We start from the raw sequence: 26,111 nt of genomic DNA on the forward strand, positions 1-26,111 counted from the left end.
GACTGCGAACACCGCGTGCGACGGGAACTTGGGCAGCCCGTGAGGTCTAGACCTGTCTTAAAATCTTTCCATTCCTTAACAGAACCTGATGGGTCATCATCAAGTGGCGGCGGGCGAAGGAGGCGCGAAGGTGCGACGGCGGGTGCGCACGACGGACGGACGGCATCTGACGGTGGAGCGCCTGGGGGACCCCCGGGGCCGCCCGGTCATCCTGATGCACGGCACCCCCGGCAGCAGGCTCGGGCCCGCTCCCCGCGGCATGGTGCTCTACCAGAGGGGAACGCAGCTCATCGCGTACGACAGACCCGGGTACGGGGGCTCCGACCGGCTGCCCGGCCGGAGCGTCGCGGACGTGGTCCAGGACGTCACAGCGATCGCCGACGCACTGGGGCTGGACCGGTTCGCGGTGGTGGGCCGCTCAGGCGGCGCCCCGCACGCGCTGGCCTGCGCGGCGCTGCTGCCGGAGCGGGTGACCCGGGCGGCGACCCTGGTGACGCTGGCACCCCGGGACGCGGACGGGCTCGACTGGTTCGCGGGGATGACCCCGCACAACGTCCGCGAGTACCAGGTGGCCACGCGTGACCCGGAGGGTGTGGCCGCCCGGCTCACCCCGCGCGCCGAGGCGATCCGAGCGAACCCGGTCCAGCTCCTGGAGGACCTGCGGCGCGAACTCACCGCGCCGGACCGCCTGGTCGTCAAGGACGCGGGCGTCCGGTCCATGCTGCTGCGCAACTACCAGGAGGCGCTGCGGAGATCACCGTACGGCTGGATCGACGACGCGCTGGCCTTCTGCAGCCCCTGGGGTTTCGACCCGGCGGACATCCCGGGCGAGGTCCTGCTGTGGCACGGCGAACAGGACGTGTTCTCCCCGCCCTCCCACTCCCGCTGGCTGGCCGCCCGCATCCCTCACGCGACGGCCGTCCTGGAACCGGCCGCGGCCCACTTCGACGCGCTCCACGCGCTCCCGCGCGTCCTGACGTGGCTGCTGGCGGAGGGATAGGGCCTGTCCGGAGGGGCGGGGAAGCCCGTCACACCGCCAGCGGCTCCACGTCGCGGTGGACACGCCGCTCGTCCAGCGCCACCCGCGTCAGCGGGTGCTCGGGCCCCAGCAGGCGGGCCAGTTCCGCCGAGGTCTCCGCGCGGAGCCGCGCCGCCTCCGCGCGTCGTCCCAGCATGCCGAGGGTGACCGACATGTTGGACGCCACGGCCAGGACCTCCGGATGCCCGGCCCCCAGGCTCTCCCGCAGCGCGGCGACCGTGCGGCGCTCGATGGACAGGGTCTCGTCCAGTTCCCCCAGGTCCGCCTTGGCGTTCGCGAGGTTCACCGTGCAGAACAGGGCGTGCGGGTGCCGCTCTCCCAGCACCTCCCGCATCGTCCGCAGCGCGGCCGTCAGCAGCCGCTCGGCCACCTCCGGCGCCCCGCAGCCCCACTGGTAGATGCCCAGGTTGTTCAGGGCGGCCAGAGTGTACGGGTGCCGCTCCCCCGGGACCTTCATGTACTGGTCGGACACCTCCTGCGCCAGGTCCCGCGCGGCGACCGGCTCCCCCGCCGCGTACAGGTCGGCCGCCAGGTTCAGGTCGCAGGCCAGCGAGTCCGGGTTGGCGGAGGTGTACTTGGCGCGGTAGCGGCCCCGGGTCGCGGTGGTGAGACGCCGGGCGTCCTCCAGCCGGCCGGCCCGCCGCAGCGACACGGCCAGGCTCTTGGCCGCGGCCAGCGTGCCGGGGAAGGTCGGGCCCAGCTTCTCCTTGTACAGGGCGTACGTACGGCTCAGCAGCGTCACCGAGTCCTCGTACCGCCCCACCTCCCGCAGGTCCCGCGACAGGGACGTGGCCGACGACAGCGTGTACGGATGGCCGGGTCCCAGCACCTCCGTACGGCGGTCGAAGACGTCCTGGTCGATCTCCCGCGCCCGGGCGTACTGCCCCACCATCCGCAGGTTGAGCGCCAGGTTGTTGGCGGCGGCCAGGGTGCGCGGGTGGGACTCGTGGAAGATCTGCTGGAAGCCCTCGTGTGCCTCGGTGGCCAGCTCCATGGCGGTTCCGTAGTGGCCGAGCGTGCCGAGGTCCATGGCCAGGCCGCTGGTCGTCATGTAGGTGTGCGGGTGGGAGGGGCCGAGGACCGCCTTCTGGCGTTCCAGCGTGACCGCGTCCAGCTCGTGCGCCTCGACGTAACGCCCTTGTGAGCGCAGGATGTTGGAGAGGTGGAAGCGCAGGTACAGGTACTGGATGTCGTCGTCCCCCAGCATGTCCCGCCACAGCCCGCGCAGTTCGCTGCCGAGCGTCCACGCGGACTGGAGGTCGCCACGCTTCCACAGGTACCGCACCCGGTCGATGAGCAGCCGCCGGGTCTCGGGCTCCTCGCAGGTGCGGGCGTCGGAAGTCGCGAGGTGCGGCCAGATCGTGGCGAAGCGGGGCCAGGTCTGGGGGTTGTCGATGGGCTCGTCGTCGTCGGGGCGGGCCCCGGCGAGCACCCGGTGCACGGCGTGCCGGGCCTCCTGCCGCTCCTCCTCGGTGAGCTGGGCCCGGATCACGGCCTGCACCAGCCGGTGCACCTGGATGGAGTTGGACACCTGGTCGACCTTGGCGAGGGCGAAGCGGCCGATCTCCCGGATGACCCGTCCCAGCACCAGCTTCTCCTGGAGGGAGGGGTCGTACGGCTGGAGCGCGCGGATCATCTCCTTGCTGTACAGGAGGTTCGCGTGGATCGGCTCGGGCGCGAAGAACGCGCACAGCTGGAGGAGGCGGACGGCCGCCGGTGAACGTTCTCTGAGCCGTTCGATGGACACGTTCCAGGTGGCGGCGACGGGCTGCGGGTAGCCGGCCGGCTGGTTGAGGGCGAGGGTGCTGGCGGTTGCCTGTTCCAGCTCGTCCAGGTAGTCGGAGACGGGCGTGGCGGTCTCCGCGATCCAGGCGGCGGCCTGCTCGACGGCGATCGGCAGGTCCCCGACGGCCTCCGCGACCCGGTCGGCGTCCTGGTCGCTGAGCCCGCGCGCCCGCCGCTGGAGGTGCTCGACGGACTCCTCGCGCAGGAACACGTCGACGGGCAGCGCGTCTCCGTGGCTGGACCAGGCCTGGTTGCGGGAGGTGACGAGGATGTGCCCGCCCGCCGGGAAGTACCGTCTGAGCTGCTCGGGGTCGTCGGCGTTGTCGAAGACCAGCAGCCAGCGGCTGGACGGCACCCCGCGCCGCAGCAGCTCGACGGCCTCCTGAGAGGCGGCGGCCATGTCCTCCCCGGCCTGCGCCCCCAGCCGCACGGCGAGTTCCGCGAGGGAGGCGATCACGTCGTCGGGCTGCTCGGCGGAGACCCACCACACCAGGTCGTAGTCGGCCATGAACCGGTGCACGTACTCCAGGGCGACCTGGGTCTTGCCGACGCCGCCGAGCCCGTACAGGGTCTGCGGCTGCGGCAGGACGACGGCGAGACCGGCGCCGAGCTGGTCCCGCATCCGTTCCAGCACGGCGGACCTGCCGGTGAAGCCGGGGTTGCGGGGCGGGGCGTTCCAGATCCTGGGGACGGTCCCGGGGAAGCGCGGCCCGGGCGAGGCGACGGCGTCCCCGAGCTTCACGGGGCGGTCCAGGGCACGCAGCAGGGCGGCGGTGGCGTGCACCTCGTCGAGCCGGAACAGGTCGACGGGGTTGCGCTCGATGTACGGGGCGGTGAGCCGTACGTCCCCGACGCGCAGCGGCAGCAGATGGCGGCGCCCGCTGCCCGGGGACCCGGCCTCCTCCGCGGTGGAGCGGCGCCAGAAGGCCACGGCCCGCTGGGACTTCAGGTAGGCACTGGACAGCAGCACGACGGTCCGGGCGGTGCTGTCGGCCTCACCGTGGGAAGCGGGGGGTTCGGCAGTGGGCTCGGCCGAGACGTCACGCGGGATCACCCGGAACCCGGCGCGCGTCAGCACCGACTCGATCCAGTCCGCCCACATGCGGTTCTCCGCCACGTACGACAGGAACAGGTCCGTGGGCAGCGCCGGGCGGCGCCGGGTGAAGGCGTCCCTGATCCGGAGCCGTACGTCCTCGTCGACGCCGGGCATGGCGGTGACCCGGCGGTCGGTGACGACGGCGGCGAGCCGTTCGAAGGCGGACAGCAGCGAGTTGGCGATCCCGGCGTCGTCGCCGAAGGTGGCGAGCGTCTCCTCGTACGCGTAGTAGGGCCGGTACGGGATCTCGACGGCGCCCCAGTAGGCGGCCAGCTCCTCGCCGGTGAGCCCGGAGGGGAACCCGTCGAACTTGAGACGGGCCAGGGCGCGCCCGGCGTCGGCCTTCTCCTTCTCGCCCTCGTCGATGCGCATGGGGACGGGCAGCACCCGGATGCCCCGGCCGCCGTACCGCTCGTCGATCTGGCGGGCCACGGCGGCGGCACCGTCCATGGACTGGTCGCTGAGGGTGAAGCAGTCGACGAGGACGTCGGGCAGGTGGACGGTGCAGATGTCCGCGATGTCGCTGAGGCCGGTGCGGCTGTCGATGAGGACGTAGTCGTAGTGGGCCTTCATGTCCTCGCGCAGGGCGTCGAAGAAGTGGCCGCCGCCGAGCCGGTCGTAGAAGTTGTCCCAGTCGAAGGCGGAGACGGCCGCCGAGTAGTCGCGGTTCTGGCGGCCCGCCGACATGAAGTCGAGGGTGCCGCCGTCGGGGAACTGCCAGCCGAAGGGTTCGGGGGCGAGGGAGACGGCGTGCGGCTGGACGCGGGCGTAGTCGCGGTGCCAGTCGTCGGGCCGCTGGACGGGGTTGGTGGCGGCCCAGGCGTATTCGGTGATGAGGTCGATGACCCCGGTGGTGGCGCCGAGGGTGGAGGGGTCGAGGAACGGATGGAAGAAGCGGTGCAGGCCGGGCGCTTCGAGGTCCCAGTCGACGGCCAGCACCCGCTTGCCGTTGGCGGCGAGGATCCAGGCCGTGTTGGCCAGCGCCATCGTCCGCCCCGTCCCCCCCTTGTAGGAGTAGAAGGTGACGATGCGTCCATCACGACGGGTGGTCATCCGGGTCCTCCGCATCGGGCGCGAACGGGCTGCTTCGGGGGGTGAACTCGTTCGGGAGGGGGCCGCGCAGCCGGGGCCGCGCGGTGGGCGTGCCGCCCGCCGGGGCGGGCGGGTAGACGGCGGCACGGCGCAGGTACTGCTGGGCGGCGGCCTCGACGATCTGCGGCAGGATCTGCCCGAACGCCTCCATGCTGGGGACGCCCCGGGCGGCGGCGCGGCTGGCGGCGCGGCCCTGCCCCATGGTGACGGGCATGGTCGCCTCCAGCTTCTCGGTGAGGTCGGCCTCGGCGGCACGGCTCTGCGGGTCGGCGCGGTTCCAGGGGACGACGACGCTCACCCAGGGCCGGTCCCCGGCGTCGAAGGCGGCGAGCTGTCGGCAGCGTTCCTCGTCCTGGAGGGCCCAGCGGTCGACGAGCAGGATCTCGGGCCGGGCCGGGGGCGTCTTGGCGTCGTGCGGGAGGTGCGCCTCGTGGTCGAAGGAGGCGACGGTGGCCTGGTAGTTGAGGGAGCGGGTGAGTTCTTCCGCGACATGGGCGAGGGGGCGGGCGATGTCGGGATGGTAGGGGTTCCAGTCCTGCGGGTGGTCACCGTAGTAGGCGGGGTCGCGGCCCTCGGGGAGGTCGTGCCGGGTGGGGGCGGCGACGGTGACCTGGAGGGGGCGGGGGCCCGGGCGGGGGCCGACGGCCGGGGGGCCGAAGGCGCTGGGGGCCTGGCGGTAGTCGACGGGGCGGCCGGGGCCGAGCCGGGTGGTGTCCGCGACATGGACGATGCGTTTGGCCAGCTCGTAGACGGCCTGTTCGTACTGTCGCTCGAAGATCCGGAGCTTGATGAGTCCGTAGAGTCCGTCGGTGACGTAACGGTCGCCGAAGTCGCGGTGGTTGAACTGGAGGCGCTCGGCGGGGACGGGCAGCTGTTCGGGCGGGACGGGCACCCAGAGGGCGGGGACGATGGCCTCGGCGGACTCGTCGTGGACGGCCTCGTGGTAGATGGCCCGCTGAGCGAAGGCGTACCACTCCTTGCCGCACATCTGGCTGGCGAAGTAGCGGGGGGAGAAGAGCGGGACGAAGACCCGGCAGGTGGCCAGCACGTCCGCGAGACGCTCCGACCAGCCCTCGCCGGAGCGTATCTCCCGGTCCATGAAACCGGCCGGGGCACCCCGGGGTAAGTCGGTGATCGCCATCACGTGCTCGCACAGGTCGCGGAAGAGCCGCTCGACCCACATGTCGGGGTCGGGGCCGCCTCTCTCGTAGCGCGGTGTGTGCGCGTAGCTGAGGAAGAAGTACGGCCGATGGTCGGCCGCTCGCTGTGCCGGTGACGCGTGCACACGACCCCCGTCCTGCTGTGAGCACTGCGGTGTACACGAACTCCCGCGATACGGATGCGGGTTAGGAAGGATACGAGTTCCTTCATCATGACGGACCGGTGTTGGCGGGACGCTTCACGGAGTCCGGGCGTTCACGGTCCGGTTTCGGTCATCCTCACCGGCTGCCCCTCACGGTCTCCTTCCCTCTCCTTCCGTCTCCTTCCGCAGCTCGGAGACGAGGAGACGGCCGCTGACGGTGAGTTCGGGTGCTTTGTCCAGCAGGTCGAGTGCCCGTCGCAGCCCGTCGGCGTGGCCGGGTTCGTATGCCGCGAGACCGGCCCGCTCGTACGTCTCGGAGAGCAGTTCCGAGACCGGGACGGGCGTGCCGCGCCAGGGGCCGGAGTGGGTCCAGGCGCCGTCCAGGGCGTACAGGTCGGTGACGCCGGTCAGGGCGAGCAGCCGGGCGCGGCGGCGGCCCCGCACGAAGGCACGGGCGAGCTGCTCGGGGGTGCCGTCGAAGGGGACGCCGACCGCGCCGGGGGCCTCCCGGCTCGCGGCGGGCCCGGTGCCGGTGAGCGGGGTGACGGTGGTGAGCGCCGGGTCGTCGGGGGTGGCGGCCCGGACGAGGTCCAGGGCCCGGCCGAGACGCCCGGTCCAGTCGGCGGCGCGCCGCCCGTCGAGCGGGCCGGCGACGGGCACGCCGTAGCAGGCGCGGCACCCGTCGTGGTCGTCGAGCACGAACCCGCCGAGCCGCCGAGCCGGGAACCACCCGGGGTGGCCGCGCTCCGCGGGCCGCTCGACGCGCTGCTCGCCGCCCTCACTCCGCACGAGGAAGCCGCCGTCGCCGGTGGCGCGCAGCTCCAGGCGGCCGGGGGCCAGGGGGCGCAGGGCGCCGAGGGTGGGCAGGGAGAGGAGGCGGCCGGGCCAGAAGAGGGGCACGGGGAGGTCGAGCCCGCCCCGCACGGCGGCGGCGGCGAGGTGGCGGGCGAACTGCCGGGCGGTGGAGGCGAGGCCGGACCCGTCGTCCTCGTGGCGGCGGTCCAGACAGCGGAGGAGGAAGGCGCGGGTGTAAGGGTGGGCGAGGATCTCGTCGAGGGCCTCGGGCCGGAGGCGTTCGATGGTTCCCGCCAGTTCCCAGAGTCCGGACCAGCCGTCGTCGCCGCGCTCGGTCAGCTCGCTGTTCAGCCGGGCGAGGAGGACCCGGGTCAGGTCGAGCTGCGCGGCGGCGAGGGCTTCGGGGTCGGTGACGGCGGGTGCGGCGAGAGCGGCGGCGGTCCGGTCCTCGATGCCGCGCACGAGGCTCTCCAGGTCGGGGCAGTAGACGGACGGGTTGTCGAAGCCGTTGGCGGTGCGGTGGCGGTGGGTGTAGAGGCCGCCGCCGCAGGAGCGGACCACGGGGCAGCGGCGGCAGGTGGCGCTGACCCCGTCGAGCCCGAGGCGACGGGCGCGGATGCCCGGGTGGGCGGCGACCTCGTCGAGGGAGTGGCGCAACACGTCGAAGCCGGTCGCGGGGGCGCCGTCGTAGGCGGCCTTGAGGGAGTCGGCCTGTTCGAGGGTGCCGTCGGTCTCGATGACGACGAGGTCGGTGGGGGCGAGACCGAGGGACTCGGTGAGGCTGGGGCCGCCGTCCAGAGTGGACAGCACGGACTCGAAGAGCCGTACGGGAACGGGGCGGCCCCGGCTGTTCCAGCGGTCGAAGGCGGCCAGGATCCAGTCGGCGTACGGAGCGGGCGGCCCGCCCCCGGGCCGGTCCGGGGGGTGCTCCCAGGTGGCGTGCGGCAGCAGGAAGTCGATGCGGGGCGGGTCGAGCGCGGTGAGCGCGTCATACACGGCGACCGGGTCGTTGGCGAGGTCGATGGTGCACAGCAGGCCGAGGTCGAGGTGGCGGTAGCGCTCGCTGTGGAGCAGTTCGACGGCGCGCAGGACGAGGGGGTGGCTGCTGCGGCCGTCGGCGAAGCGACGGTGCCGGTCGTTGGCGGCGCGGTCGCCGTCGAGGGAGACACCGACCCGGACACCGAAGGCGTCGAAGACGTCGAGGTGGCGGGGGCCGAGCTGGAGGCCGTTGGTGTGGATCCGCAGGTCGAGGGAGGTGAGCGGGGCCAGGGCGGTGGTCAGCTCGGCGCAGATGCGGCGGAGCCGGGCGGGGCCGGCCAGCAGGGGTTCCCCTCCGTGCAGGATCACTGTCATGGAGGGGAGTCCGTGCGTGGCGACGTGCTCGGCCAGTCGCCGGGCCGTCCAGGTGAGCGCCTCGTCGGTGATGGTCCGGGGGCGGGTCCGCCAGCTCTGGTCGGCGTGTTCGTAGACGTAGCAGTGATCGCAGGCGAGATCACAGCGGCTGTGGACCTTGAGGACGACCTCGCGGAAGGGGGCGGGCGGCGCCGGATCTCCGGTCATCCCGTCAGCCCGTCCGTCCGGGAACGGTGTCAGAGTGCGGAGTTGAAGGTGGCCGGACGCGGGCGGCGGAGAGCGCCCTCGGGGGCGGGCAGGACGCGGCCGAGCTTCCTGGCGGCGTCGGCGCTCCGTACGTCGATCTCGGCCAGCGGCACACGGTTCGGCTTCGCGGCGGCGAAGGTCACAGGAGTCTGAACGCTCACGGCGGCCGTCCTTGAGGGATATGGGTCGATCGGTGGTGATCCGGGTCGGACTGGGGGAAACCGCACCGTTGCGGTGGCGGCGGGACGACTTTACTCTCGTGGCCACCTCACAGCACATCAGCGCATCGCAGGAAACCGGAAAGCGCTGAGCCAGTATTCCCCGATCCACCGGAACGAGCCATTCCGTAGACGAGTGCGACGAGTGTCGGATCAACCGCAGGCGGGGGTGCGCATGGCCGGATATGACGGCCCGCTTCAGAGCATGGTGTTCCGCAACGCGGACCTTCCGGCGCTGTTCCACCGCGCCGACGAGCTGGCCGTCACACGCCAGCGGGAGGCCGTGCAGGCCACACGGCTCCAGCTGTTCCTGCTGGTGCTGGGGGCGCTGCTGGCGGCGGTCCCCGGCGGCCTGAGGCTGAGCGGGGGCTTCCAACTGGCCGGAGCGCTGAGCGCGTCGGCGTATGCGGGGGTGCTGCTGGTCACGTACCGCGCGGCGCGGCGGCGGCCGAAGGCCCAGTGGCGGCTGAACCGGTCGGCGGCGGAGTTCATCAAGTCGATGTCCTGGCGGTACGCGGTGCACGGGGCGCCCTTCACCACGGACGCGGCGGACGCGGACCGTCTCTTCGTGGCCCGGCTGGAGGACGGACTGGCCGAACTGCGGAAGGTGGGCTGGCAGGACCCGCGCGAGGCGGAGAAGTCGGCGGGGCTCGAACTCATCACCCCGGCCATGCGGATGCTGCGCGAGAAACCGTTCCGGGTACGGAAGGAGACGTATGTCCGGGACCGGCTGATCGAGCAGCGCACCTGGTATCACCGGCGTCAGGTGGTGTCCCGCCACGCGACCGCCCTGTGGTCCGCGACGACCGCCGCGCTGACGCTCGGGGCGCTGCTGCTGGGGCTGCTGCGGGCGTTCTCGGTGGGTGGATCGCCCCTGGCGGCGGCGCTGCTGACAGCCGCGGCGGCGGCCTCCGTCGCCTGGAGCCAGAGCCGCAGCCATCAGCCCCTGATCGCCGCCCACGCCCTCGTCGAGCAGGACCTGGCTGCGCTGCACACGGCCATGGAGACCCATGTGACGGAGACTGACTGGCCCACCGCCGTGTACGAGACGGAGCGCGTGGTCTCGCCCCAGCACACGGACTGGCTGATCCAGCACCGGGCGTAGGGGCCCCGCAGGCCGAGCCGGCCGGCTCACGGCCGCCGCACCCCCTCCCGCCAGATCACCGTCACCGGGCGCCCCAGCCCGCGGGCGTACCGGACGATGTCGCCCGTCCCGCCGAGACCCCGTGCCGGGCGCCCGTCCCAGACCGCCAGCAGACGGTCGCAGTTGTCCGCGATGTACACCCCGGCCGCGTGGTACGCCTCGGGGGTCGCCCGGGCGTACGGCAGCCGCACCTCCCGTGTCGCCCGGTCCCGCAGCGCGCGGTAGCGGGCCAGCGAGTCCGGCTCCGTGAAGTCGTCCTCGTAGTCCCCGCTCGGCACCACCGCCGTCAGCTCCGCGCCCTCGGCCAGCGCGATGTCCGCGAACACCGTGTCCGCACCCGCGGCCAGACCGGACAGGGCCTCCAGGGGCCCGCCGCGGTGTGCGTCGAACACGGCGTGCACCGCGGCGTACACGTGGGCGTGCAGCTCGTCGGGAATGACCCGGTGACCCGTCACGCCGATCCGCTTCATCCGCCCACGCCCCCTGGACCCGTACGGTCAGTAGATGCTCACCCGGTACGCCTTCAGCGCCGCGGTGACCGGCTGGTAGAACGTCGTGCCCCCGGTGCGGCAGTTGCCGCTGCCGCCGGACGTGAGGCCGACGGCCATGCTGCCGGAGTACAGCGGTCCGCCGCTGTCGCCGGGTTCGGCGCACACGTTGGTGCGGATCATGCCCCGGACGATGTCGCCGCCCCCGTAGTTGACCGTGGCGTTGAGCCCGGTGACCGTGCCGCTGTGGGTACCGGTGGTGGAGCCGCTGCGCTTGACCGGCATGCCGACGTACGCCTTGGCGGCACCGGTGATGTCGGTGCTGCCGACGGTGCCCGGGTGGGACAGCGAGCCGTTGTCGTACCGGACGAGACCGTGGTCCTTGCCGGGGAAGCGGGAGCCGACCGTGGGGCCGATGGCGGTGGTCCGCCCCGAGCTGGTGTACCAGGTGCCCGCGCCCTCGGTGCAGTGCCCGGCGGTGAGGAGGTAGTACGTGCTGCCCTTGCGGACGTTGAAGCCCAGTGAGCAGCGCCAGCTGTCGGCGTAGACGGCGTCGCCGCCGGAGAGCAGCGGGCGGAACGTCCCGGTGGTGCGCTCGATGCGCAGGGCTCCCGCGTCGGCTCCGGCGGCCCGCTTGAGGCGGGCTATGTCGGTGCCGGAGACGGTGGCGTCTGCGGTGACGACGACGGTCCCGGTCGCGGGGTCGGTGTGCCAGGCGGTGCCGGCCACGTCCGCCGCGAGGACGGCTGCGCTCGCGGCGGAGAGCTGCTCGGCGCCGTACGTACGGGTGGTGTCCGCGTTCGCGTGGGTGGCGGGTGCGGTGACGACGGCGGCGGCCGCCAGTCCGGCGGTCGCGACGGCGAGCAGCCGGCTCAGGCTGCTCCGTCTGGTGACGCCGTCACGAGGGGTGGTGCGCTTGATCCTCACTTCGCTTCCTCCCGAGGGGAATCGGGGGCCCGCCGTGGGGGGCCGGGCCCGTGAGGCGCAGCCGGGGCGGTCCGCGCCCCGGCAAGCGCTGCTCGGGCAGTATTGGCGCGCTCAACTTCCCACGCAAGAGGGCCCGTCACGGGAACCGACGGGCCGTCAGCCCGCCAGGACCTGCCGTTCCCCGGCGGTCACGGCGACCGGCAGGGTGTTGCCGGGCGGCGGGAACGGACAGATGAAGTGCGCGGCGAAGGCGCACGGCGGCAGCAGTGCCCGGTTGAAGTCCACGGTCACCCCGCCGTCGGGCGCGGGTCGGCCGGGGCGCAGAAAGCGGAACCGGTAGCTGTCCTGCCCGCTGGTGGCGTCCGCGAAGACCGCCCACAGGGAGTCGTCGTCCTCCTGGACCACCTGCAGAGTGTGCCCGGTTCCCTCCAGCGTGAAGGCCAGCTCCCCGGACAGGTGCAGCCCGCGCTCCCGCCCGTCGGCGTTCTCCACCCGGATCGCGCGGACCTCCTCGTACGGGTGAAACACGCCCGGGCGGACCCAGCGCGGGTCGTACGGGGTGACCTGGATGCCCGTGAAGAAGCGCCGCGCCGGGGTGCCGGGGTCGAAGTCCCTGACCGCCCACTCCCCCTCGCGGTGCATCACGAAGAGCCGCCGGTCTCCGGCGGCGACCCGGGCCCCGGGGACGGGGGCGCGGTCCGCGGCGAGCCGGGTCTCTCCCGTGAAGGGTTCTCCGTCGAGCCGGATGCCGTCCTCGGGGCGGGCGGTCAGCAGGACCGCGTCGCCGTCGTCCCGCCACACCCCCGGCACGGCGGGGAGACGGCCGTCGGGGTGCTCCGGCAGCCAGTGGGTGCCGGCGAGGGAGAGCGGCCCGTGCGGGTCGGAGACCTGGCCGGTCCGCCACTCGTGCCAGCGCTTCCACTCCCGCTCCGGGCCGCTCTGCTGATGAGTACTCATACCAGACATGCCGGACACGGTACGACGGCGTCAGCAGCTACACCCGCAATCGCAGCCGCAGCCGTCGCAGGAGCAGTTCTCGCCGCAGCACTCGCACCCGTCACAGCAGTCCTCGCACCGGTCCGGCCGTCGGCACCAGCCTTCCTTGCGCTTGCCGGTGCAGGGGTCGTCGTACTCGGCGGCACAGCAGTACCGGCAGGTACAGCACAGCAGCGCGAACGCCCCGCACCCTGCCAGGAGGCCGCGCGGCGGCCGACGCGGAGTGTCCCCCCGGCCGCCGTCCGGCCCGTGCGGCATCCCGGTGTCCGGCGGCATCACCGGCAGACCCTGACGCCCGCCCCCGTGCCCGCACGTCACCGTCCCGAACGCCCGGTCCACCGACCGCCCCAGTTCGTGGGCCAGCAGCCGGTGGGCCAGCCGTCCGTCGGCGAAGCCGACGTCCCGCAGCGCGAGCCGCACCCCGTACACGGCTTCATCGGCCAGGCGCCGCGCCTCGGGCAGGGGCGTACCGGTGGCCGCCAACGGGTTCCAGGCCCCTGCCGCCCGGTCCGCGTCCAGGTCCTCCACCGCGTCCAGCAGGTGGGCGAGCCGCCCGAAGAGCCGTCCGGCCTCCGCGAGCGGCCCCATGTGGTGCGGACTCCCCGCCAGCACCGCGGTGTGGGCGAACGCCGCCGCCGTGGCCGTCTCGGTCGGCTCGGTGACGGCGACCAGCGGCGTACCGGGCCCTGCGAGCGCCTCGACCCCGGCCTGCCGGTCCACCGCGTCCAGCAGCACGGCCGTGTCGAAGCCCAGCTCCCGTCCGGCGCGATCACCCGCACGGTCCCACCGGCGGGCCACCCGCCGTGCCGCCGCGGCCACCGGGCGGCGGGCCAGCAGCCCGTCCCGGTCGGCCACATGGTCCCGCACCTTCGCGGACGCCAGCACCAGGGAGACCGCCGCCGCGAGCCGGGCACCCTGTCCGCGGACGACCGGCGCGGTGCGCATCGCACGCAGCGGACAGGGGCCCGCGGTACGCCGGGCGTCGGGAGTGCGCGGGACCTGAGCCTCCGTCAGGACGGAGATGACGAGCCCGTCGTAGTTGGTGGCGACCCGGGCGAACTGCCCGTGGTCCGCGCGCAGGGCCAGGCAGAGGCCGCACAGGTGGGCCGTCCACTCCGCCTTGAGGCCGTCGGTGAGCCGGTGTGCGCACGGCCTGACGATGCCGAACAAAGGTGTCCCCCGTACCCCGCGTGTCCGCTGCTCCCCCGGCGGGCATGCTAGCCGCCGCGGGCGTTCACCCGTACGATCCCACCCTCACCCATACGGACCGAACAGTCTGAATGTCATATTTGCGTGACAAAGCGGGCCCGCATTCGGGCGCTCAGGCCCCCTACGCAGGAGGAATCCTGACGTACCGCCACATCCGCTGCACCAGTAGCGTCACGAATCGCTCGCGCGGCTCCTATCCACTTGGCGCGGAATCCGCATCATGGACGACCATAGAGACGCGGACCACGAGTGACCGTGTTCAACCGTGTTGAAAGGAGGCGTCCATGGGATCGGTGCGCAGGGCGAGTGCATGGCTCGGACTCGTCGAGGACAACAACGACGAGCGCTACTACGACGACGAGTACGCCGAGGGTTCGGACAGCGGCGACACCTGGGTGACCGACCCCCGTGTCCGGGTCGCCTCCGAAGCCGCACAGGAGGAGGGACGCCGGATCGCCACGGTGTCCCCGGACGGCTTTCGTGACGCACGGGCGATCGGCGAGCTGTTCCGCGACGGGGTCCCGGTCATCGTCAACCTGACGTCCATGGAGCCCGACGACGCCAAGCGGGTCGTCGACTTCGCGGCCGGGCTGACCTTCGGGCTGCGCGGCTCGATCGAGCGGGTGGCCACCCGGGTCTTCCTGCTGACGCCCGCGGACACGCGGATCATCACGGGGGAGCCCGGGGGCCGCACCGCCGACGGCTTCTTCAACCAGAGCTGACCGGCCGGGCTCCGGCCGGGCCGACCGGAGCCCGGCGGCGCCGGGCGGCCTTCCGGATCACCCCCGGAAGGCGTCGAGTCCGGTGAGCGCCTTGCCCAGCACCAGCTGGTGCATCTCGACCGTTCCCTCGTACGTGAGCACCGACTCCAGGTTCGTGGCGTGCCGCATGACGGGGTACTCCAGGGAGATCCCGTTGGCCCCGAGGATCGTCCGCGAGGTGCGGCAGATCTCGATCGCCTCCCGTACGTTGTTCAGCTTGCCGAAGCTGACCTGCTCGGGGCGCAGCCGCCCCGCGTCCATCCGGCGCCCCAGGTGGTGGGCCAGCAGGATGCCCTTGTGCAGCTCGACCGCCATGTCCGCGAGCTTCGCCTGGGTGAGCTGGAAACCGCCGATGGGGCGGCCGAACTGCTCCCGGCTCTTCGCGTAGTCGACCGCCGCCTCGAAGCAGGAGCGCGCGGCGCCCATGGCGCCCCACACGATGCCGTACCGGGCGTGCGAGAGGCAGCTGAGCGGGCCCTTCAGCCCGGTGACTCCGGGCAGGACGGCGTCGGCGGGCAGTCGCACGTCGTCCATCACCAGCTCGCTGGTGACGCTGGCCCGCAGGGACCACTTGTGCTTGATCTCGGGGGCCGTGAAGCCCGGCGTGCCGGTGGGTACGGCGAAGCCGCGCATGCCCTCGTCGGTCTGCGCCCAGACCACGGCCACCCCGGCCACCGAGCCGTTGGTGATCCACATCTTGCGGCCGTTGAGGACCCAGTCGGTGCCGTCCCGCTTCGCGTAGGTGCGCAGGGCTGCCGGGTCGGAGCCGATGTCGGGCTCGGTGAGGCCGAAGCAGCCGATGGTCTCGCCCGCCGCCATGGACGGAAGCCAGCGCTGCTTCTGCTCCTCGGAGCCGTACTTCCAGATCGCGTACATGGCGAGCGAACCCTGCACGGACACCAGGGAGCGGATTCCGGAGTCGGCGGCCTCCAGCTCCAGGCAGGCGAGCCCGTACTGGACGGCGCTCGCGCCTGCGCAGCCGTAGCCCTCCAGGGACATACCGAGCGCGCCGATGGAGCCGAGCTCGCGGGCCAGCTCGCGGATGCCGGGCAGCTCGCCGCTCTCGTACCACTCGGAGACGTGCGGCAGGACGCGGTCGGCCGCCCAGGTGCGCACGGTGTCGCGGACGGCGAGGTCCTCGGGGTCGAGCAGCTCGTCGAGGCCGAGGGGGTCGCCCGGGTCGAACGCCGGGCGTTTCGAGGGCTGGGCGGGTGCGGTCATGCGGGCCTCCGACGGCTGGCCAACCTGGATACGGGTGGTGTGAAACTACCGGTGGTAGTCACAGCGGCGCCGACGTTACGGCTCAGTGTGCCGTGCGTCCAGATCCCGATGCGGCGTGCTCGGCCGGGGCGCGCCTGGCGGACATCCGTGCCTGGCACACCTCGTGCTGCCGCGCCCGCTCGTCCTCGGCGAGCCGCGGGGCCGCCTCCGGAACGCCCAGTGACACGGGGAGGGCGGTGGGCCCCCCGGCCTGCTGCGGGATGCCGTGGTCGCCCGGCGCGCCCTCGCGGCCCTCGGCCAGGTCCGCCGGAACGTCCATGACACGGGGCAGCCGCAGGGCCATGACCGCACCGGCGAGCAGCAGTCCGGCGCTGACCAGGAGCGTGACGTGCAGGCCGTGCACGAAGGCGTGCCGGGCGGCGGTGTGCAGGGCCTCGCCCGCCGCTCCGCCGAGCCGGGCGGCCACCTGGTAGGCCTCACCCAGGGAGTGCGCCGCCGCGGAGGCCGCACTCGCGGGCACCCCGGGCACTCCGCTGAGGCCGGGCGCGTACACGGCGTTCATGACGCTGCCGAGCAGGGCGATGCCCATACCGGCGCCGAGCTGGTAGGAGGTCTCACCGATCGCGGCGGCACCGCCCGCGCACTCCGCGGGGGCCTCGCTGAGCATCGACTCGTAGGCCCCGAACAGCGTGCTCTGGAGCCCGAAGCCGAGCAGCACGAACCCGGCGGTGAGCAGCAGCGGCCGGTCGTGCTGGCCCATGAGGAGGAGGAGCAGCACGGCGCCCGCGGTGAGGGTGAACCCGCCGCCGACCATGCGGCGCGGGCCGAGGCGGCTCAGCACGGCCGAGCCCGCGGCCCCGGCGGCCATCGCGGCGAAGGTCAGCGGCAGCAGGCGCAGTCCGGTCTCGACCGGGCTGAGGCCGAGCACCAGCTGGAGGTACTGGACGGCGATGAGTTCCAGCCCGACCAGTGCCAGCATGGCCAGCACGATGCAGCCGACGGCAGTGGTGAACGCGGCGCGCGAGAACATCCGCATGTCGATGAGCGGGTGCTCGCGGCGCCGCTGCCGCCGCACGAAGAGGACCAGCAGGGTCACGCCGGCGAACAGCGGGCCGAGCGTCGCGAGGCCGAGGCCCTCGGAGCCCGCGCCGAGCCGTTTGACGCCGAGGACCACGCCGAGGACACCGGCCGCCGCCATGAGTGCGCCGACGACGTCCCACGGGCCGTCGCCGCTGCCCTTCGACTCGGGCAGCAGCCAGCGGCCCGCGGGCACGATGACGGCCAGCAGCGGCAGGTTCACGATGAAGACCGAGCCCCACCAGAAGTGCTCGACCAGGAAGCCGCCGACGACCGGTCCGGTCGCGGCGCCGACGGCGGCGACGGCGGTCCAGATGCCGATCGCGGTGGCCCGCTCGCGCCGGTCGGGGAAGACCGCCCGAAGGATGGACAGCGTGGCCGGCATGATCATCGCCCCGCCGACGCCGAGCAGCGCCCGGGCGACGATCAGCACCACCTGCGTGTCGGCCATCGCGGCCATCGCGGACGCCACGCCGAACAGGGCGTAGCCGCACAGCAGGATCCGCCGCCGCCCCACCCGGTCCCCGAGCGTGCCGAACAGGATCAGCAGCGAGGCACAGACCAGGGGGTAGGCGTCGACGATCCACAGCAGTCCGGTGGCGCTGGGCCGCAGGTCCTCGGTGACCGCGGGCACGGCGACATGGAGGACGGTCGCGTCGAGCGCGACCAGCAGCAGGCTCACACAGAGGACGACCAGGACGACCCAGCGGTTGACACCGCCGCCGGCGACACGCGGACGCGCTCCGGCCGTGGTCGTTCCCGACATGTACGTACCTCCCGTGGATCTCTCGCGCTCGGCGGGCGCCGCCGCCGGGGAGGGGACGTCCCTCGGGGCTGCCCGGCATCGACTGCGAGCGAACCGTCAGCCTACGTGACGTGCGACGCGGGATGGGTGGCCGATCTCTCACCGGGACACGCGGACAGGTGTGGCGTACGCCACGCGTGGGCCGCCCGGTACGTGAGGGACGCCCGGGCCCGCAGCGCCGGGGCGCGGGGGTGAATTCCACGGCGCACACCCGGCGCACACATTTCGCGGACCCGGCGAAGAACGCATGGACGCAGCCCTTACGGCATTAGGAAGCACAGTCGAAAGGTTTTATGGATAAGCATCGGATAAACAGGCGCCGAGACCCACTCCACATCACATCGTCATCACAAAGAGACCTGATCGACCGGGTCGGACACTCACTCCCTGTAACGTCGATTGGGTGCGTACCGACATCTTTGCCCGGCTCGACCGGGAGCCGGAACCGCCGAAGATTGAGATCCCGCGGATGAGCCGCACCCGTCTCGCCCTCTTCGGCGGGACGGCCGTGTTCTATGCCGCCATCGTCGCGGCCGTTCTGGCCTCGACCTGGCTGGTGCTCGTCGACTGGAAGGTCATGCTGTTCCGGCCCTACCAGCAGTGGCCGGAGCTGCACGCTCCGCTGGACTACTTCGTGGTGCTCGGCCAGCGCGGTCCGACGTCCCTGATGGTGGCGGGCTGGCTCGGCTGGCGGTCCTACCGCCAGCACACCCTGCGTCCGCTGCTGGTCCTGGCCATAGCACTGCTGCTGCTGAACGTGACGGTCGGCTCCGTCAAACTGGGCCTCGGCCGTCTCGGCCCTCACTACGCGACACAGATCGGCTCGGCCGAGATGTTCGCGGGCGGGGATATATTTCCGTCGGGACACACCGCCAACGCCGTCGTGACCTGGGGCATTCTCTCCTATCTGGCCACGACGCCGGTCGCCCGCCGCTGGCTGTCGGCGCTGTCCGCCGTGGTGGCGCTGGGGGTCGGTCTCACCACCGTCTACCTCGGTACGCACTGGCTGAGCGATGTCCTGCTGGGCTGGGCGGCGGGGCTGCTCGTCCTGCTGGCGCTGCCGTGGTGCGAGCCTCTGCTGGCCCGCGCCGAGGCGAAGCTGCTGAGTGCCCGCGACCGGATCCGGGCACGCCGCCGGGCCCGGGTTCTGGCGCCCCTGCCGGCCACGCCGGTGCTCGCCCGCGATTGCCGGGCCGTGCCGGTGGGGCCGCTGCCCGCCGTACAGCGGCAGCAGCAGCCGGCGGCGCCCACGTCACCCGCTCCCGCGGCGCCCGCGACCGCTCCCGCGGCGGCGAGCATCCGCACGACACTCTCGCAGCCGCGCACCCATGCCGCCCTGCGCTCCGAACGGGCGCCCGTGAGCCCCGGGGGCAGTCGCCGCCCGCCCCGGTCGCGGCCGATCACGAGCGGCTGAAGCGGGCGGAGCCACCGCAATGCGCCGGGGCGCGGCCGGATTCCGGCCGCGCCCCGGCGCTTCCCGTGACGCGGTCAGCCCGGCCAGCAGCGGACGACGGTGCCGTCGCGCACCTCGAAGTTGATCCGGCCCGCCAGGTACTCCAGCGTGATGATGCTGCCGGGCGGCAGCGCCCGGACGGTCGTCCAGCCCCGGGCGCGGGCACGCCGCCCGGCCTCGTGCTCGTCGAGCCCGACATACGTGTCGGGTGCGTCCTCGGGCTGTTCCGGCGGCAGGGATCCCATGCCCTTCACCGTACGCATCCGTACACCAGTACCGCCATCCCCCGGCGGGGGCCGTGTCACATCTGTGTCACAAAGGAACGCGGCCGTGGGAGCGGAAAATAACGGCGTCCCCCAAGGGGTCACGAAGGCGCGCGAAGCATTCATTCGGAGAACCCCGGAAATTCGCCCGTACGGATTCAACCGTATGCTTTCGAGCATGTACGGGGCGCACCTTCCCGCACCATTCCCACATATCCGGAACCGTTTCTTCAGGTCACGGCCGGACGCGGACGCACAGGTCGTTGTCGGCGGTGTAACAGGGGGCCGCGCGGTAGCCGTCGCCCTGGTGCTCGGGGTACACGAAGACGTTCTTGCGGTCCCAGATGTCGTCGAGGATCCGGGCCACGCGGACGGCGGGGGCACCCTGCTCGGGACGCAGCCAGAGCTGCCAGAGCCGCTCTCTCCCGACGGTGCCGGAGGCGAGCGGCCCGTACGGGACGGTGAACGCGAAGGTGCCGCCCTCGCCGGACGCCTCGTCCCCTCCCCCGCCCTCGACGGGCAGCTCGTGGACCTTCCCCGCGTGCCGTGCCTCCGCCACCGCACCGGGCCCGAGCCGCGCCCCGTACAGCGTCCCTGTCACCCGGCAGTCGGCGGTCCCGAAGGAGAGGTCCCCGGCCTCGGCGTGCGGGGCGCGCACCCAGATGCGGACGGCGAGCCGCCCGTCGGCGGTGGGGTACGGGATGCGGGTGGCGACGGGGGCGCTCGGCCCGTGGACCCGGCCGACGAGGGCCCTGACGTCCCGGATGCCGGGTTCGACGGCGTGCTTCCCGATGTAGGCGTCCCAGCGGCCCTCGGCCAGCTCGACGGTGCTGGGCAGCACGGCCCGGGAATGGCCCTCTCCGGCGGGGGTGAGCGGCAGCCGGGTCTCCACCACCGGGTCGGAGCCGCGCAGCCGCAGGACGAGGACGGGTTCGGTGACGTCGGCGTCCACGACGTCGAAGGTGATGCCGCCGGCGGAGTCCGCGACGCAGTCGGCGCGTGGAGCGATGCGGCGGGCGCCCGTGGGCTCGGTCATGCGCGCTTTCCCTTCCGGAGGGTGTCGGCGGCCAGGTAGCGGACGGAGTAGACCGCGTCGAGCACGGCGCCCCGGGCCCGGTGGAGGAGGTCGTGGGCGGGACCGCGGCCCCGGACGGCCGCGCCCGTGCTCTGTGCGGCCAGTTCGGTGAAGAGGGCTTCGTGGCGCCGGGCTACCCGGGCCGGGTCGAAGCGCTCCGAGGCGGTGAGCGCGGCCCGTCCGGCACGGCACCGCAGCGCGTCGTCCTGGATGAGCCCGAGCAGGGCGTCCGCGATGGCCTCCACGTCCCCGACGGGGACGAGCCGTCCGTCCACGCCGTCCTCGATGATCTCGCCGGGGCCGTGCGGACAGTCGGTGGAGACCACCGGCAGCCCGCAGCGCATGGCCTCCACGATGGTCATGCCGAAGGACTCCAGCCGGGAGGTGACCGCGGCGACGGAACCCTTGACCCATTCGGGTTCGAGAGGGTTGGCGGGGCCCATCAGGAACACATGGTTGTGCAGCCCGTGCCGCTCGATGAGCGCGCGCAGGGCGTTCTTCTCGTTGCCGGTGGCGTCACCGGACCCGTAGATCCGCAGCCGCCAGTCGGGACGGGCGGCGACGACCTTCGCGAACGCCTCGACCAGCAGGTCGTACCGCTTGACACCGGTGAGCCGCCCGGCGGCCACGACCACCTTGGCGCTCCCGTCGGCGGGGGGAACGGTGGGCGCGGGCACGCTGTTGGGCACGGCCTCGATCCGTACGCCGGGCAGCTTGAGCCGGTCGCGGTAGGCGCGGGCGTCGGCCTCGGTGACCGTGGTGACGGCGTCGAGCAGCGGGTAGCGGAAGCCCAGCTCGCGGCGGAGCCGGTAGCCGTGCCCGTCGAGCGTGAGGTGTTCCTGGCCGACGCGGACGGGACCCTTGCGGGTCTGGCGGGCTATGTGGACGTTGAGCCCTGGCCGGGTGCCGACGACGACGTCCGCGTCCACGGTCCTCAGGTGCTCGGCGATCCGGGCGTCGGTGAGGCGGCTGTACTGCTTCCAGCGGCCGTCGCCGCGCGGGAACGCCTTGGCGGGCCGCCGGTGGTCGGGGTGGTCGCCGTCGTACGAGGGGCTCCCCTTCCGCAGGTCGACCAGGTGCCGCAGGGTGACCCCGCGGGGGGCGCCGAGGGTGGGGGCCTCGCGGTGCCGGAACACGGAGACGATCTCGACGTCGTGGCGGTCCGCGAGTGCCCGGGCGAGGTTGAAGGTGGTACGGATCGTGCCCCCGATGCCGTACGCGTTGTGGAGCAGAAAGGAAATACGCATCGCGTCGCCGCGTCCCCCTGAGGAAAGCCCTGCGCAGAATGGTGCAGGAAAAGTGCTGGTCGGAGATGGACTGTACTGCGCGATCACAGCCGTTTCTGACGGTCGGCCGACCGCTTCTGACACGGGATCAGCCGTCCGGGACGACGGTTCTCCCCTGTGAGATGCGGATCGGGCACTTCGGGTTGTCACGGCCGGTAGCCCAGTTGCGGGACTGTGGCGCAGTTCTCCGTCATCTCTCCCTGACTGACCCAGCCCCCGCCGGCTCCGCCCGTGCCGGTATCGCTCCAGCGGGCCACGGACAGGCAGGCGCGGGAGGTCCTGGGGGGTTCGGGAAGGTGCCGGAAGCGGGCAGGCAGCAGCAGTCCCCCGGCGGTGTAGGGCTCGTCGCGGTTCATGAACCGCTCGACACACTCACGGGTCAGGTCGTCAGCGGGGCAGGAGCGGGCGGCGTCGGTGAACCACATGGCGGCGGCCCAGCCCTCCAGCTGCCACTGGGAGCGCAGGGACACGTCCCCCATATGGGTGTCCATGGCCTCGCGGAACTCCCGTACCGCGGGGTGGGACGTCTCGTCGAAGTTGCGGCTGGAGCCCGTGACCCACAGGGCGTTGCGGCAGCGGGGAGCGGATCGGTAGTCGCGGGGGACGGCCGAGTTCCAGTTCTGCACGTTGGTGACCTTGGCGGTGACCGTGGCGCCGACCGCGTCCATGGCCTCGCAGAGCCGGGCATTGCCGTGGCTGTCGAGGGCGTCGAACACGAGGTCGGCGCCCTGGGCGCGCAGATCGGCGGCGACGGCCCGGAAGTTGGGCAGCGCGAAGTCGACCTGTTCGCCGATGACCCGGTAGCCCTCGGCACGGAGCCCCTCGGTGATGAGGCGGGCGTAGGCGGCGGAGGCGCTCTGGTTGTACGCGACGACCGCGGCCGTTCGGGCGCCCTCGCGCTCCTTGAAGTAGCGGTACACCTCGGTGCCGCCGTACATGACGCCGTCCCAGCCGGGGGACGCGCCGGTGCGGGGGGCGGAGCTGCCGTAGATGCTGTAGAGGTGCGGGTAGGTGTCGTACGCGGGACCGATGGGCTGGCCGCCGATGTCGGGGACACCGGCCTCGGAGACCCGGGGGGCGGCGGCGTAGTCGAGGGCCGTGGTGGCGACGAGCGCGAACACCTCTCGGTCCTGGACGAGTTCGCGGAAGCAGGTGTTGTTGCCGACGCCGCTGCCGCCGTCGTCACAGGTGAGGACCTCCACGGGGCGCCCGTCGAGGCCGCCGGAGGCGTTGAGGGAGGCGAAGTAGGCGAGGGCCCCGTCCCGGGGGCCGGTGAACGCCTCACCGCCGACGGGACTGGTGGCGCTCGCGATGATGCCGACACGCAGCGGCGCCCGGTCGGCGGTGCCGGTGGCGGGGCGGCGGGAGGCGAAGTCGCTCTCGGGGAGGCGGCTGCCGCAGGCCGCGCCCAGGGCGAGCAGGGGCAGCAGGGCGAGCAGGGCGACGCGCGCGACGGCGGTCCGCGCCGCCGCCCGGTGGGTGGCGGCGGCGCGGCGGTGGCGGGCGGGGTCAGCAGCCCGGGACATCCGGCACGGCATCGCCGCTGAGCTTCACCAGGGCGCACAGCGTGTTCTGGGAGACCTTCCAGACGTCGTCCTGGAGGACGGACGTGCCCTTGGAGGCGGGCAGCGGCGTGGCGGAACCGACCATCAGGTCGTAGGTGACCCCGGCGCGGGTGGCCGATTCGAAGGTGACGTCGGTGACCTTGGCAGTGGTCTCCTGGGCCTGGGGGTTGGCGGCGAAGGCGGTGAGGACCGGACGGAGCTGTTCGCCGTTCTCCAGCAGCGCGACCCGGTCGTCGGCCGGCGTGTCCGGGTTGAAGAAGTCGGCCCAGTTCTTCTCGATCTCGGCGCGCGCGGCCTCGGGATCGGCGGGCGCGTCGGCCGACGCGGTGCCGGTGGGCCGGGCGGTGGTCGGAGCGATGGCTGTGGGCGTCGGGGAGGACTCGGTCGTCGTGTCGCCGTTGTCGTCGCCGCACGCGGTGGCCAGCGGGACGAGGAGGAAGATCGCCGCGGCCGCCAGCGCTGTCGTGCGCGGGCGCCTGCCGGGGCTCTTGTGGACCATCTGGCTCACCACCGGGGTCGGTTGTTTCGCGGGCAGAGTGCGTTCCCCGGCATAGTGCAAGGAACCGGGACGTATCGCCAGCGGAGCGCCACGCAGGAGCAAGGGGGTTCGGATGCCGCGACTGTCGCGACTGCTGTGGTGGGCCGGGGTCACCGCGCTGGCGGCGGGAGCGGTGCTGTGCGTGCTGGGCTGGTACGGCGCCTCGGGCGAGCGGTTCGCGGAACGGCAGCTCCCGTATCTGGCGTCGAGCACGGTGCCGGGGGCGGCGCTGCTGGTGGCGGGCGCGGTGTGGACGACGGCGGCGCTGGTGACGGGTGTGTGGGAGGGGTGGCTGCGGGGCACGGAGGGGCTGGGCCCGGAGACGGGGACTGAGGCCGGATTCCGCCCGTCTTCTCCCGAGCCTCCGGTGCGGCTGCCGGGAGGCACGCTCGCCCACCGCCCGGACTGTCCGCTGGTGGCGGGTAAGCCCGGGCTGGTCCCGGCGGGTGGCGCGGGCCTGGAGCCGTGCCCGGTGTGCGAGCCGGAGGCACGGGACGGGGTCGGCGGCCGGGGACCGGGCGGGGACGGCGACGGGAACGGCGCGTGAGTTCGCTGACGTACGAACTGGTCCTGGCGGGGCTGGCGGTCGGCAGCGCGGCGGCGCTCACCGGCATCGGGCTGATCGTCACCTACCGGGCGACGGGCGTGCTCAACCTGGCGCACGGCGCGATCGCGATGGTGTGCGCGTATGTACTGCGCCATCTGGTGGTGGAGCAGGCATGGCCGCTGTGGCTCGCGGCGGGTGTGACGCTGCTGGTGGTGGCGCCGGGGATCGGGCTGGTGCTGGACCGGGTGGTGTTCCGTCCGGCGGCGGTGCTGGAGATGGGCCCCGCGCGGACGCTGGTGGCGTCGATCGGAGTCTTCGTCCTGCTCGTGGGCGGGGCGACGCTGGTGTGGGGCGGCGGGGCACGGGCGGACGCGCCGGTGCTGCTCGGTGACGACCCGTGGGCACAGCTCGGTGTGGTCGTGGCGGTGGCGGTCGCGGTGGGCGCGGTGACCCGCTGGACACGGCTGGGGCGGGAGCTGCGGGCGGTGGTGGACAACAGGGCGCTGGCGACGCTGGGCGGGATCGACGCGGACCGGGTGGCGGCGCTGGGGTGGGCGTTCGGCGCGTTCACGGCGGGGCTGACGGGGGCGCTGCTGGCGCCGTACGTGCGTCTGGACCCGTTCGGCATGCCGCTCCTGGTGGTCGAGGTGATCGCGGTCGCGGTGGCCGCGCGGATGCGGAGCCTGCCGGTGGCGGTGGTGACAGCGCTGGCGGTCGGCGTGGCCCAGGCCCAGCTGACGCGCTTTCACCCGTCCGGGTGGGCGGGGCCGCTGGTGCAGGCGCTGGGGGCGAACCTGTTCGTGGTGGCGCTGCTGGTGGCGGCACTCGCGGCCCCGGTGGTGGGGGCCGGGGCGCGGGACGTGCTGGCGCGGGGCGCCACGGCGGGGGCGCGGGTGCCGCCGGGCCTGTGGGCGGCGGTGGTGGTGCTGTTCCTGCTCCCGCTGGGGTTCGCGGGCTCGGACCTGCGCACGTCGGTGCAGGTCCCAGGGCTGGCGGTGGTGCTGCTTTCACTCGTGGTGGTGACGGGGAGGGGCGGTCAGATCTCACTGGGCCAGGCGGCGTACGCGGGACTGGGGGCGCTGTTCACGGCGCTGCTGGCGTCGGGGCGGATGCCGGGCTTCCCCGCGGTGCCTGAGCTGGTGGCGCTGCCGGTGGCGGTGGTGCTGGTGGCACCGCTGGGGCTGCTGACGGGCTGGCCGGCGATCCGCCGCCGGGGGCTGGCGCTGGCGCTGGTGACGCTGGCGGTGGGGGTGGTGGTGAGCCGCTTCGTCCTGGCCCAGCCGTACGCGACGGCGGGGCTGTCGGTGGTCCGCCCTGCGGGCTTCACCACGGACCGCCGCTTCTACGTGCTGGAACTGGTGCTGCTGGCGGGCGCGCTGGCTGCTGCGGCGGCGTTGCGGCGGGGCCGTACGGGGCGGGCGCTGGCCGCGCTGCGGGACCACGAGGAGGGCGCGGCGGCGGCAGGGGTGCCGGTGCCCGGGCTGAAGGTGCTGGCGTTCGTGGTGGGCGCGGCGCTGGCGGCGCTGGGCGGCGGACTGCTGGCCATGGGTGTGCGGGCCTTCGACGCGGCGGCGTTCGACCCGGTGGTGGGCCTGCTGTGGTTCGCCGCGGTCCTGGTCCTGGGCGCCGACAGCCTGCTGGCCCCCCTGGCGGGCGCGGCCCTCCTCGTGGGACTGGACGCTGGCGCCCGTGGCGGCACGGCCGCGGCGGCGGTCGGCCTCCTGGCCGCGCTGACGGCCCGCGTCCCGCCCCTGACCACCCTCCTCCGCACCCCCCGCCTCCTGAGGGGCGGCTCGGGGGGCCCGGCCGGCCCCGCGCCCGCCCCGGGC

Annotated in this window: 21 protein-coding genes; 6 read left to right on the top strand and 15 right to left on the bottom strand. The window is 73.3% G+C overall.

Annotation, left to right across the window (positions count from 1 at the left end):
- Window positions 1-130 precede the first annotated feature (130 nt).
- Entirely contained in the window at window positions 131-1,000 is an 870-nt protein-coding gene (locus tag I3F58_RS08170; RefSeq protein ID WP_240107613.1) for an alpha/beta fold hydrolase, read from the top strand.
- A gap of 28 nt (window positions 1,001-1,028) precedes the next feature.
- Here I3F58_RS08170 and fxsT read toward each other — a convergent pair whose 3' ends face one another.
- From fxsT to fxsA, 4 genes are all read right to left on the bottom strand, one after another.
- Window positions 1,029-4,973, bottom strand: a complete 3,945-nt coding sequence (gene fxsT / locus I3F58_RS08175) for an FxSxx-COOH system tetratricopeptide repeat protein (protein ID WP_240107582.1) — start codon at window positions 4,971-4,973, stop codon at window positions 1,029-1,031.
- Window positions 4,957-6,297, bottom strand: a complete 1,341-nt coding sequence (locus tag I3F58_RS08180; protein WP_240107583.1) for a TIR-like protein FxsC — start codon at window positions 6,295-6,297, stop codon at window positions 4,957-4,959. The genes fxsT and I3F58_RS08180 overlap by 17 nt, the downstream gene beginning before the upstream one ends.
- Window positions 6,298-6,465: 168 nt before the next feature.
- On the bottom strand, window positions 6,466-8,670 hold the full coding sequence (fxsB, locus tag I3F58_RS08185; protein WP_240107584.1) for a radical SAM/SPASM protein FxsB, inactivated metallohydrolase extension form: 2,205 nt from the start codon (window positions 8,668-8,670) through the stop codon (window positions 6,466-6,468).
- A 29-nt stretch (window positions 8,671-8,699) separates the two neighbouring features.
- Complete coding sequence (gene fxsA / locus I3F58_RS08190) at window positions 8,700-8,870, bottom strand: FxSxx-COOH cyclophane-containing RiPP peptide (RefSeq protein ID WP_240107585.1); 171 nt, start codon at window positions 8,868-8,870, stop codon at window positions 8,700-8,702.
- A gap of 262 nt (window positions 8,871-9,132) precedes the next feature.
- Here fxsA and I3F58_RS08195 point away from each other — a divergent pair, with 262 nt between their 5' ends.
- Window positions 9,133-10,032 carry a DUF4231 domain-containing protein gene (locus tag I3F58_RS08195; protein WP_240107614.1) on the top strand — a complete coding sequence of 300 codons (900 nt, stop codon included), beginning with the start codon at window positions 9,133-9,135 and terminating at the stop codon, window positions 10,030-10,032.
- 26 nt (window positions 10,033-10,058) lie between these two features.
- On the opposite strand, the gene I3F58_RS08200 is transcribed toward I3F58_RS08195, so the two are convergent.
- The 4 genes from I3F58_RS08200 to I3F58_RS08215 all read right to left on the bottom strand — a co-directional run bounded on the left by I3F58_RS08200 (window position 10,059) and on the right by I3F58_RS08215 (window position 13,652).
- The gene (locus I3F58_RS08200; protein WP_240107586.1) at window positions 10,059-10,541 is read right to left on the bottom strand and encodes a hypothetical protein; all 483 of its coding nucleotides are present in this window, start codon (window positions 10,539-10,541) and stop codon (window positions 10,059-10,061) included.
- 27 nt (window positions 10,542-10,568) lie between these two features.
- Window positions 10,569-11,486, bottom strand: a complete 918-nt coding sequence (locus tag I3F58_RS08205) for a S1 family peptidase (RefSeq protein WP_240107587.1) — start codon at window positions 11,484-11,486, stop codon at window positions 10,569-10,571.
- A gap of 156 nt (window positions 11,487-11,642) precedes the next feature.
- Window positions 11,643-12,443 (bottom strand): DUF1684 domain-containing protein, encoded by an 801-nt coding sequence (locus tag I3F58_RS08210; RefSeq protein ID WP_240107615.1) that lies wholly within the window; start codon window positions 12,441-12,443, stop codon window positions 11,643-11,645.
- 30 nt (window positions 12,444-12,473) lie between these two features.
- Window positions 12,474-13,652, bottom strand: coding sequence for a DUF5685 family protein (locus I3F58_RS08215; RefSeq protein WP_240107588.1), 1,179 nt, complete (start codon window positions 13,650-13,652; stop codon window positions 12,474-12,476).
- Window positions 13,653-13,975: 323 nt separating this feature from the next.
- On the opposite strand from I3F58_RS08215, the gene I3F58_RS08220 reads away from it, so the two are divergent.
- On the top strand, window positions 13,976-14,413 hold the full coding sequence (locus I3F58_RS08220; protein WP_240107589.1) for a cell division protein SepF: 438 nt from the start codon (window positions 13,976-13,978) through the stop codon (window positions 14,411-14,413).
- A 57-nt stretch (window positions 14,414-14,470) separates the two neighbouring features.
- Here I3F58_RS08220 and I3F58_RS08225 read toward each other — a convergent pair whose 3' ends face one another.
- Both I3F58_RS08225 and I3F58_RS08230 read right to left on the bottom strand, forming a co-directional pair.
- Entirely contained in the window at window positions 14,471-15,673 is a 1,203-nt protein-coding gene (locus tag I3F58_RS08225) for an acyl-CoA dehydrogenase family protein (RefSeq protein ID WP_240107590.1), read from the bottom strand.
- A gap of 82 nt (window positions 15,674-15,755) precedes the next feature.
- Window positions 15,756-17,516, bottom strand: a complete 1,761-nt coding sequence (locus I3F58_RS08230; RefSeq protein ID WP_240107591.1) for an MFS transporter — start codon at window positions 17,514-17,516, stop codon at window positions 15,756-15,758.
- 442 nt (window positions 17,517-17,958) lie between these two features.
- Between I3F58_RS08230 and I3F58_RS08235 the strand changes: the two genes are divergently transcribed.
- Entirely contained in the window at window positions 17,959-18,969 is a 1,011-nt protein-coding gene (locus tag I3F58_RS08235; protein ID WP_240107592.1) for a phosphatase PAP2 family protein, read from the top strand.
- A 74-nt stretch (window positions 18,970-19,043) separates the two neighbouring features.
- On the opposite strand, the gene I3F58_RS08240 is transcribed toward I3F58_RS08235, so the two are convergent.
- The 5 genes from I3F58_RS08240 to I3F58_RS08260 all read right to left on the bottom strand — a co-directional run bounded on the left by I3F58_RS08240 (window position 19,044) and on the right by I3F58_RS08260 (window position 23,696).
- Window positions 19,044-19,253 (bottom strand): I78 family peptidase inhibitor, encoded by a 210-nt coding sequence (locus tag I3F58_RS08240; protein ID WP_240107593.1) that lies wholly within the window; start codon window positions 19,251-19,253, stop codon window positions 19,044-19,046.
- Between the two features lie 253 nt (window positions 19,254-19,506).
- The gene (locus I3F58_RS08245) at window positions 19,507-20,307 is read right to left on the bottom strand and encodes a hypothetical protein (protein ID WP_240107594.1); all 801 of its coding nucleotides are present in this window, start codon (window positions 20,305-20,307) and stop codon (window positions 19,507-19,509) included.
- Window positions 20,304-21,593, bottom strand: coding sequence for a glycosyltransferase family 4 protein (locus I3F58_RS08250; protein ID WP_240107595.1), 1,290 nt, complete (start codon window positions 21,591-21,593; stop codon window positions 20,304-20,306). The genes I3F58_RS08245 and I3F58_RS08250 overlap by 4 nt, the downstream gene beginning before the upstream one ends.
- A 185-nt stretch (window positions 21,594-21,778) precedes the next feature.
- Entirely contained in the window at window positions 21,779-23,158 is a 1,380-nt protein-coding gene (locus tag I3F58_RS08255) for an ABC transporter substrate-binding protein (protein WP_240107596.1), read from the bottom strand.
- Window positions 23,142-23,696: a hypothetical protein gene (locus I3F58_RS08260; protein ID WP_240107597.1), complete on the bottom strand. Its 555-nt coding sequence runs from the start codon at window positions 23,694-23,696 to the stop codon at window positions 23,142-23,144. Before I3F58_RS08260 ends, I3F58_RS08255 begins: the two co-directional genes overlap by 17 nt.
- A 112-nt stretch (window positions 23,697-23,808) precedes the next feature.
- On the opposite strand from I3F58_RS08260, the gene I3F58_RS08265 reads away from it, so the two are divergent.
- Together I3F58_RS08265 and I3F58_RS08270 are read left to right on the top strand one after the other, a co-directional pair.
- Window positions 23,809-24,282, top strand: a complete 474-nt coding sequence (locus I3F58_RS08265; RefSeq protein WP_240107598.1) for a hypothetical protein — start codon at window positions 23,809-23,811, stop codon at window positions 24,280-24,282.
- On the top strand, window positions 24,279-26,111 hold a 1,833-nt coding region (locus I3F58_RS08270), incomplete at its 3' end, for an ABC transporter permease (protein WP_240107599.1). The genes I3F58_RS08265 and I3F58_RS08270, both read left to right, overlap by 4 nt.

Source organism: Streptomyces sp. MUM 203J, assembly GCF_022414595.1.
Lineage (GTDB): Bacteria > Actinomycetota > Actinomycetes > Streptomycetales > Streptomycetaceae > Streptomyces.

Coding starts and splice junctions, on each gene's coding strand:
- fxsT (WP_240107582.1), bottom strand. CDS start 4,973: ATGACCACCCGTCGTGATGGACGCATCGTCACCTTCTACTCCTACAAG.
- fxsB (WP_240107584.1), bottom strand. CDS start 8,670: ATGACCGGAGATCCGGCGCCGCCCGCCCCCTTCCGCGAGGTCGTCCTC.
- I3F58_RS08195 (WP_240107614.1), top strand. CDS start 9,133: ATGGTGTTCCGCAACGCGGACCTTCCGGCGCTGTTCCACCGCGCCGAC.
- I3F58_RS08200 (WP_240107586.1), bottom strand. CDS start 10,541: ATGAAGCGGATCGGCGTGACGGGTCACCGGGTCATTCCCGACGAGCTG.
- I3F58_RS08210 (WP_240107615.1), bottom strand. CDS start 12,443: ATGAGTACTCATCAGCAGAGCGGCCCGGAGCGGGAGTGGAAGCGCTGG.
- I3F58_RS08220 (WP_240107589.1), top strand. CDS start 13,976: ATGGGATCGGTGCGCAGGGCGAGTGCATGGCTCGGACTCGTCGAGGAC.
- I3F58_RS08225 (WP_240107590.1), bottom strand. CDS start 15,673: ATGACCGCACCCGCCCAGCCCTCGAAACGCCCGGCGTTCGACCCGGGC.
- I3F58_RS08230 (WP_240107591.1), bottom strand. CDS start 17,516: ATGTCGGGAACGACCACGGCCGGAGCGCGTCCGCGTGTCGCCGGCGGC.
- I3F58_RS08240 (WP_240107593.1), bottom strand. CDS start 19,253: ATGGGATCCCTGCCGCCGGAACAGCCCGAGGACGCACCCGACACGTAT.
- I3F58_RS08245 (WP_240107594.1), bottom strand. CDS start 20,307: ATGACCGAGCCCACGGGCGCCCGCCGCATCGCTCCACGCGCCGACTGC.
- I3F58_RS08250 (WP_240107595.1), bottom strand. CDS start 21,593: ATGCGTATTTCCTTTCTGCTCCACAACGCGTACGGCATCGGGGGCACG.
- I3F58_RS08255 (WP_240107596.1), bottom strand. CDS start 23,158: ATGTCCCGGGCTGCTGACCCCGCCCGCCACCGCCGCGCCGCCGCCACC.
- I3F58_RS08260 (WP_240107597.1), bottom strand. CDS start 23,696: ATGGTCCACAAGAGCCCCGGCAGGCGCCCGCGCACGACAGCGCTGGCG.
- I3F58_RS08265 (WP_240107598.1), top strand. CDS start 23,809: ATGCCGCGACTGTCGCGACTGCTGTGGTGGGCCGGGGTCACCGCGCTG.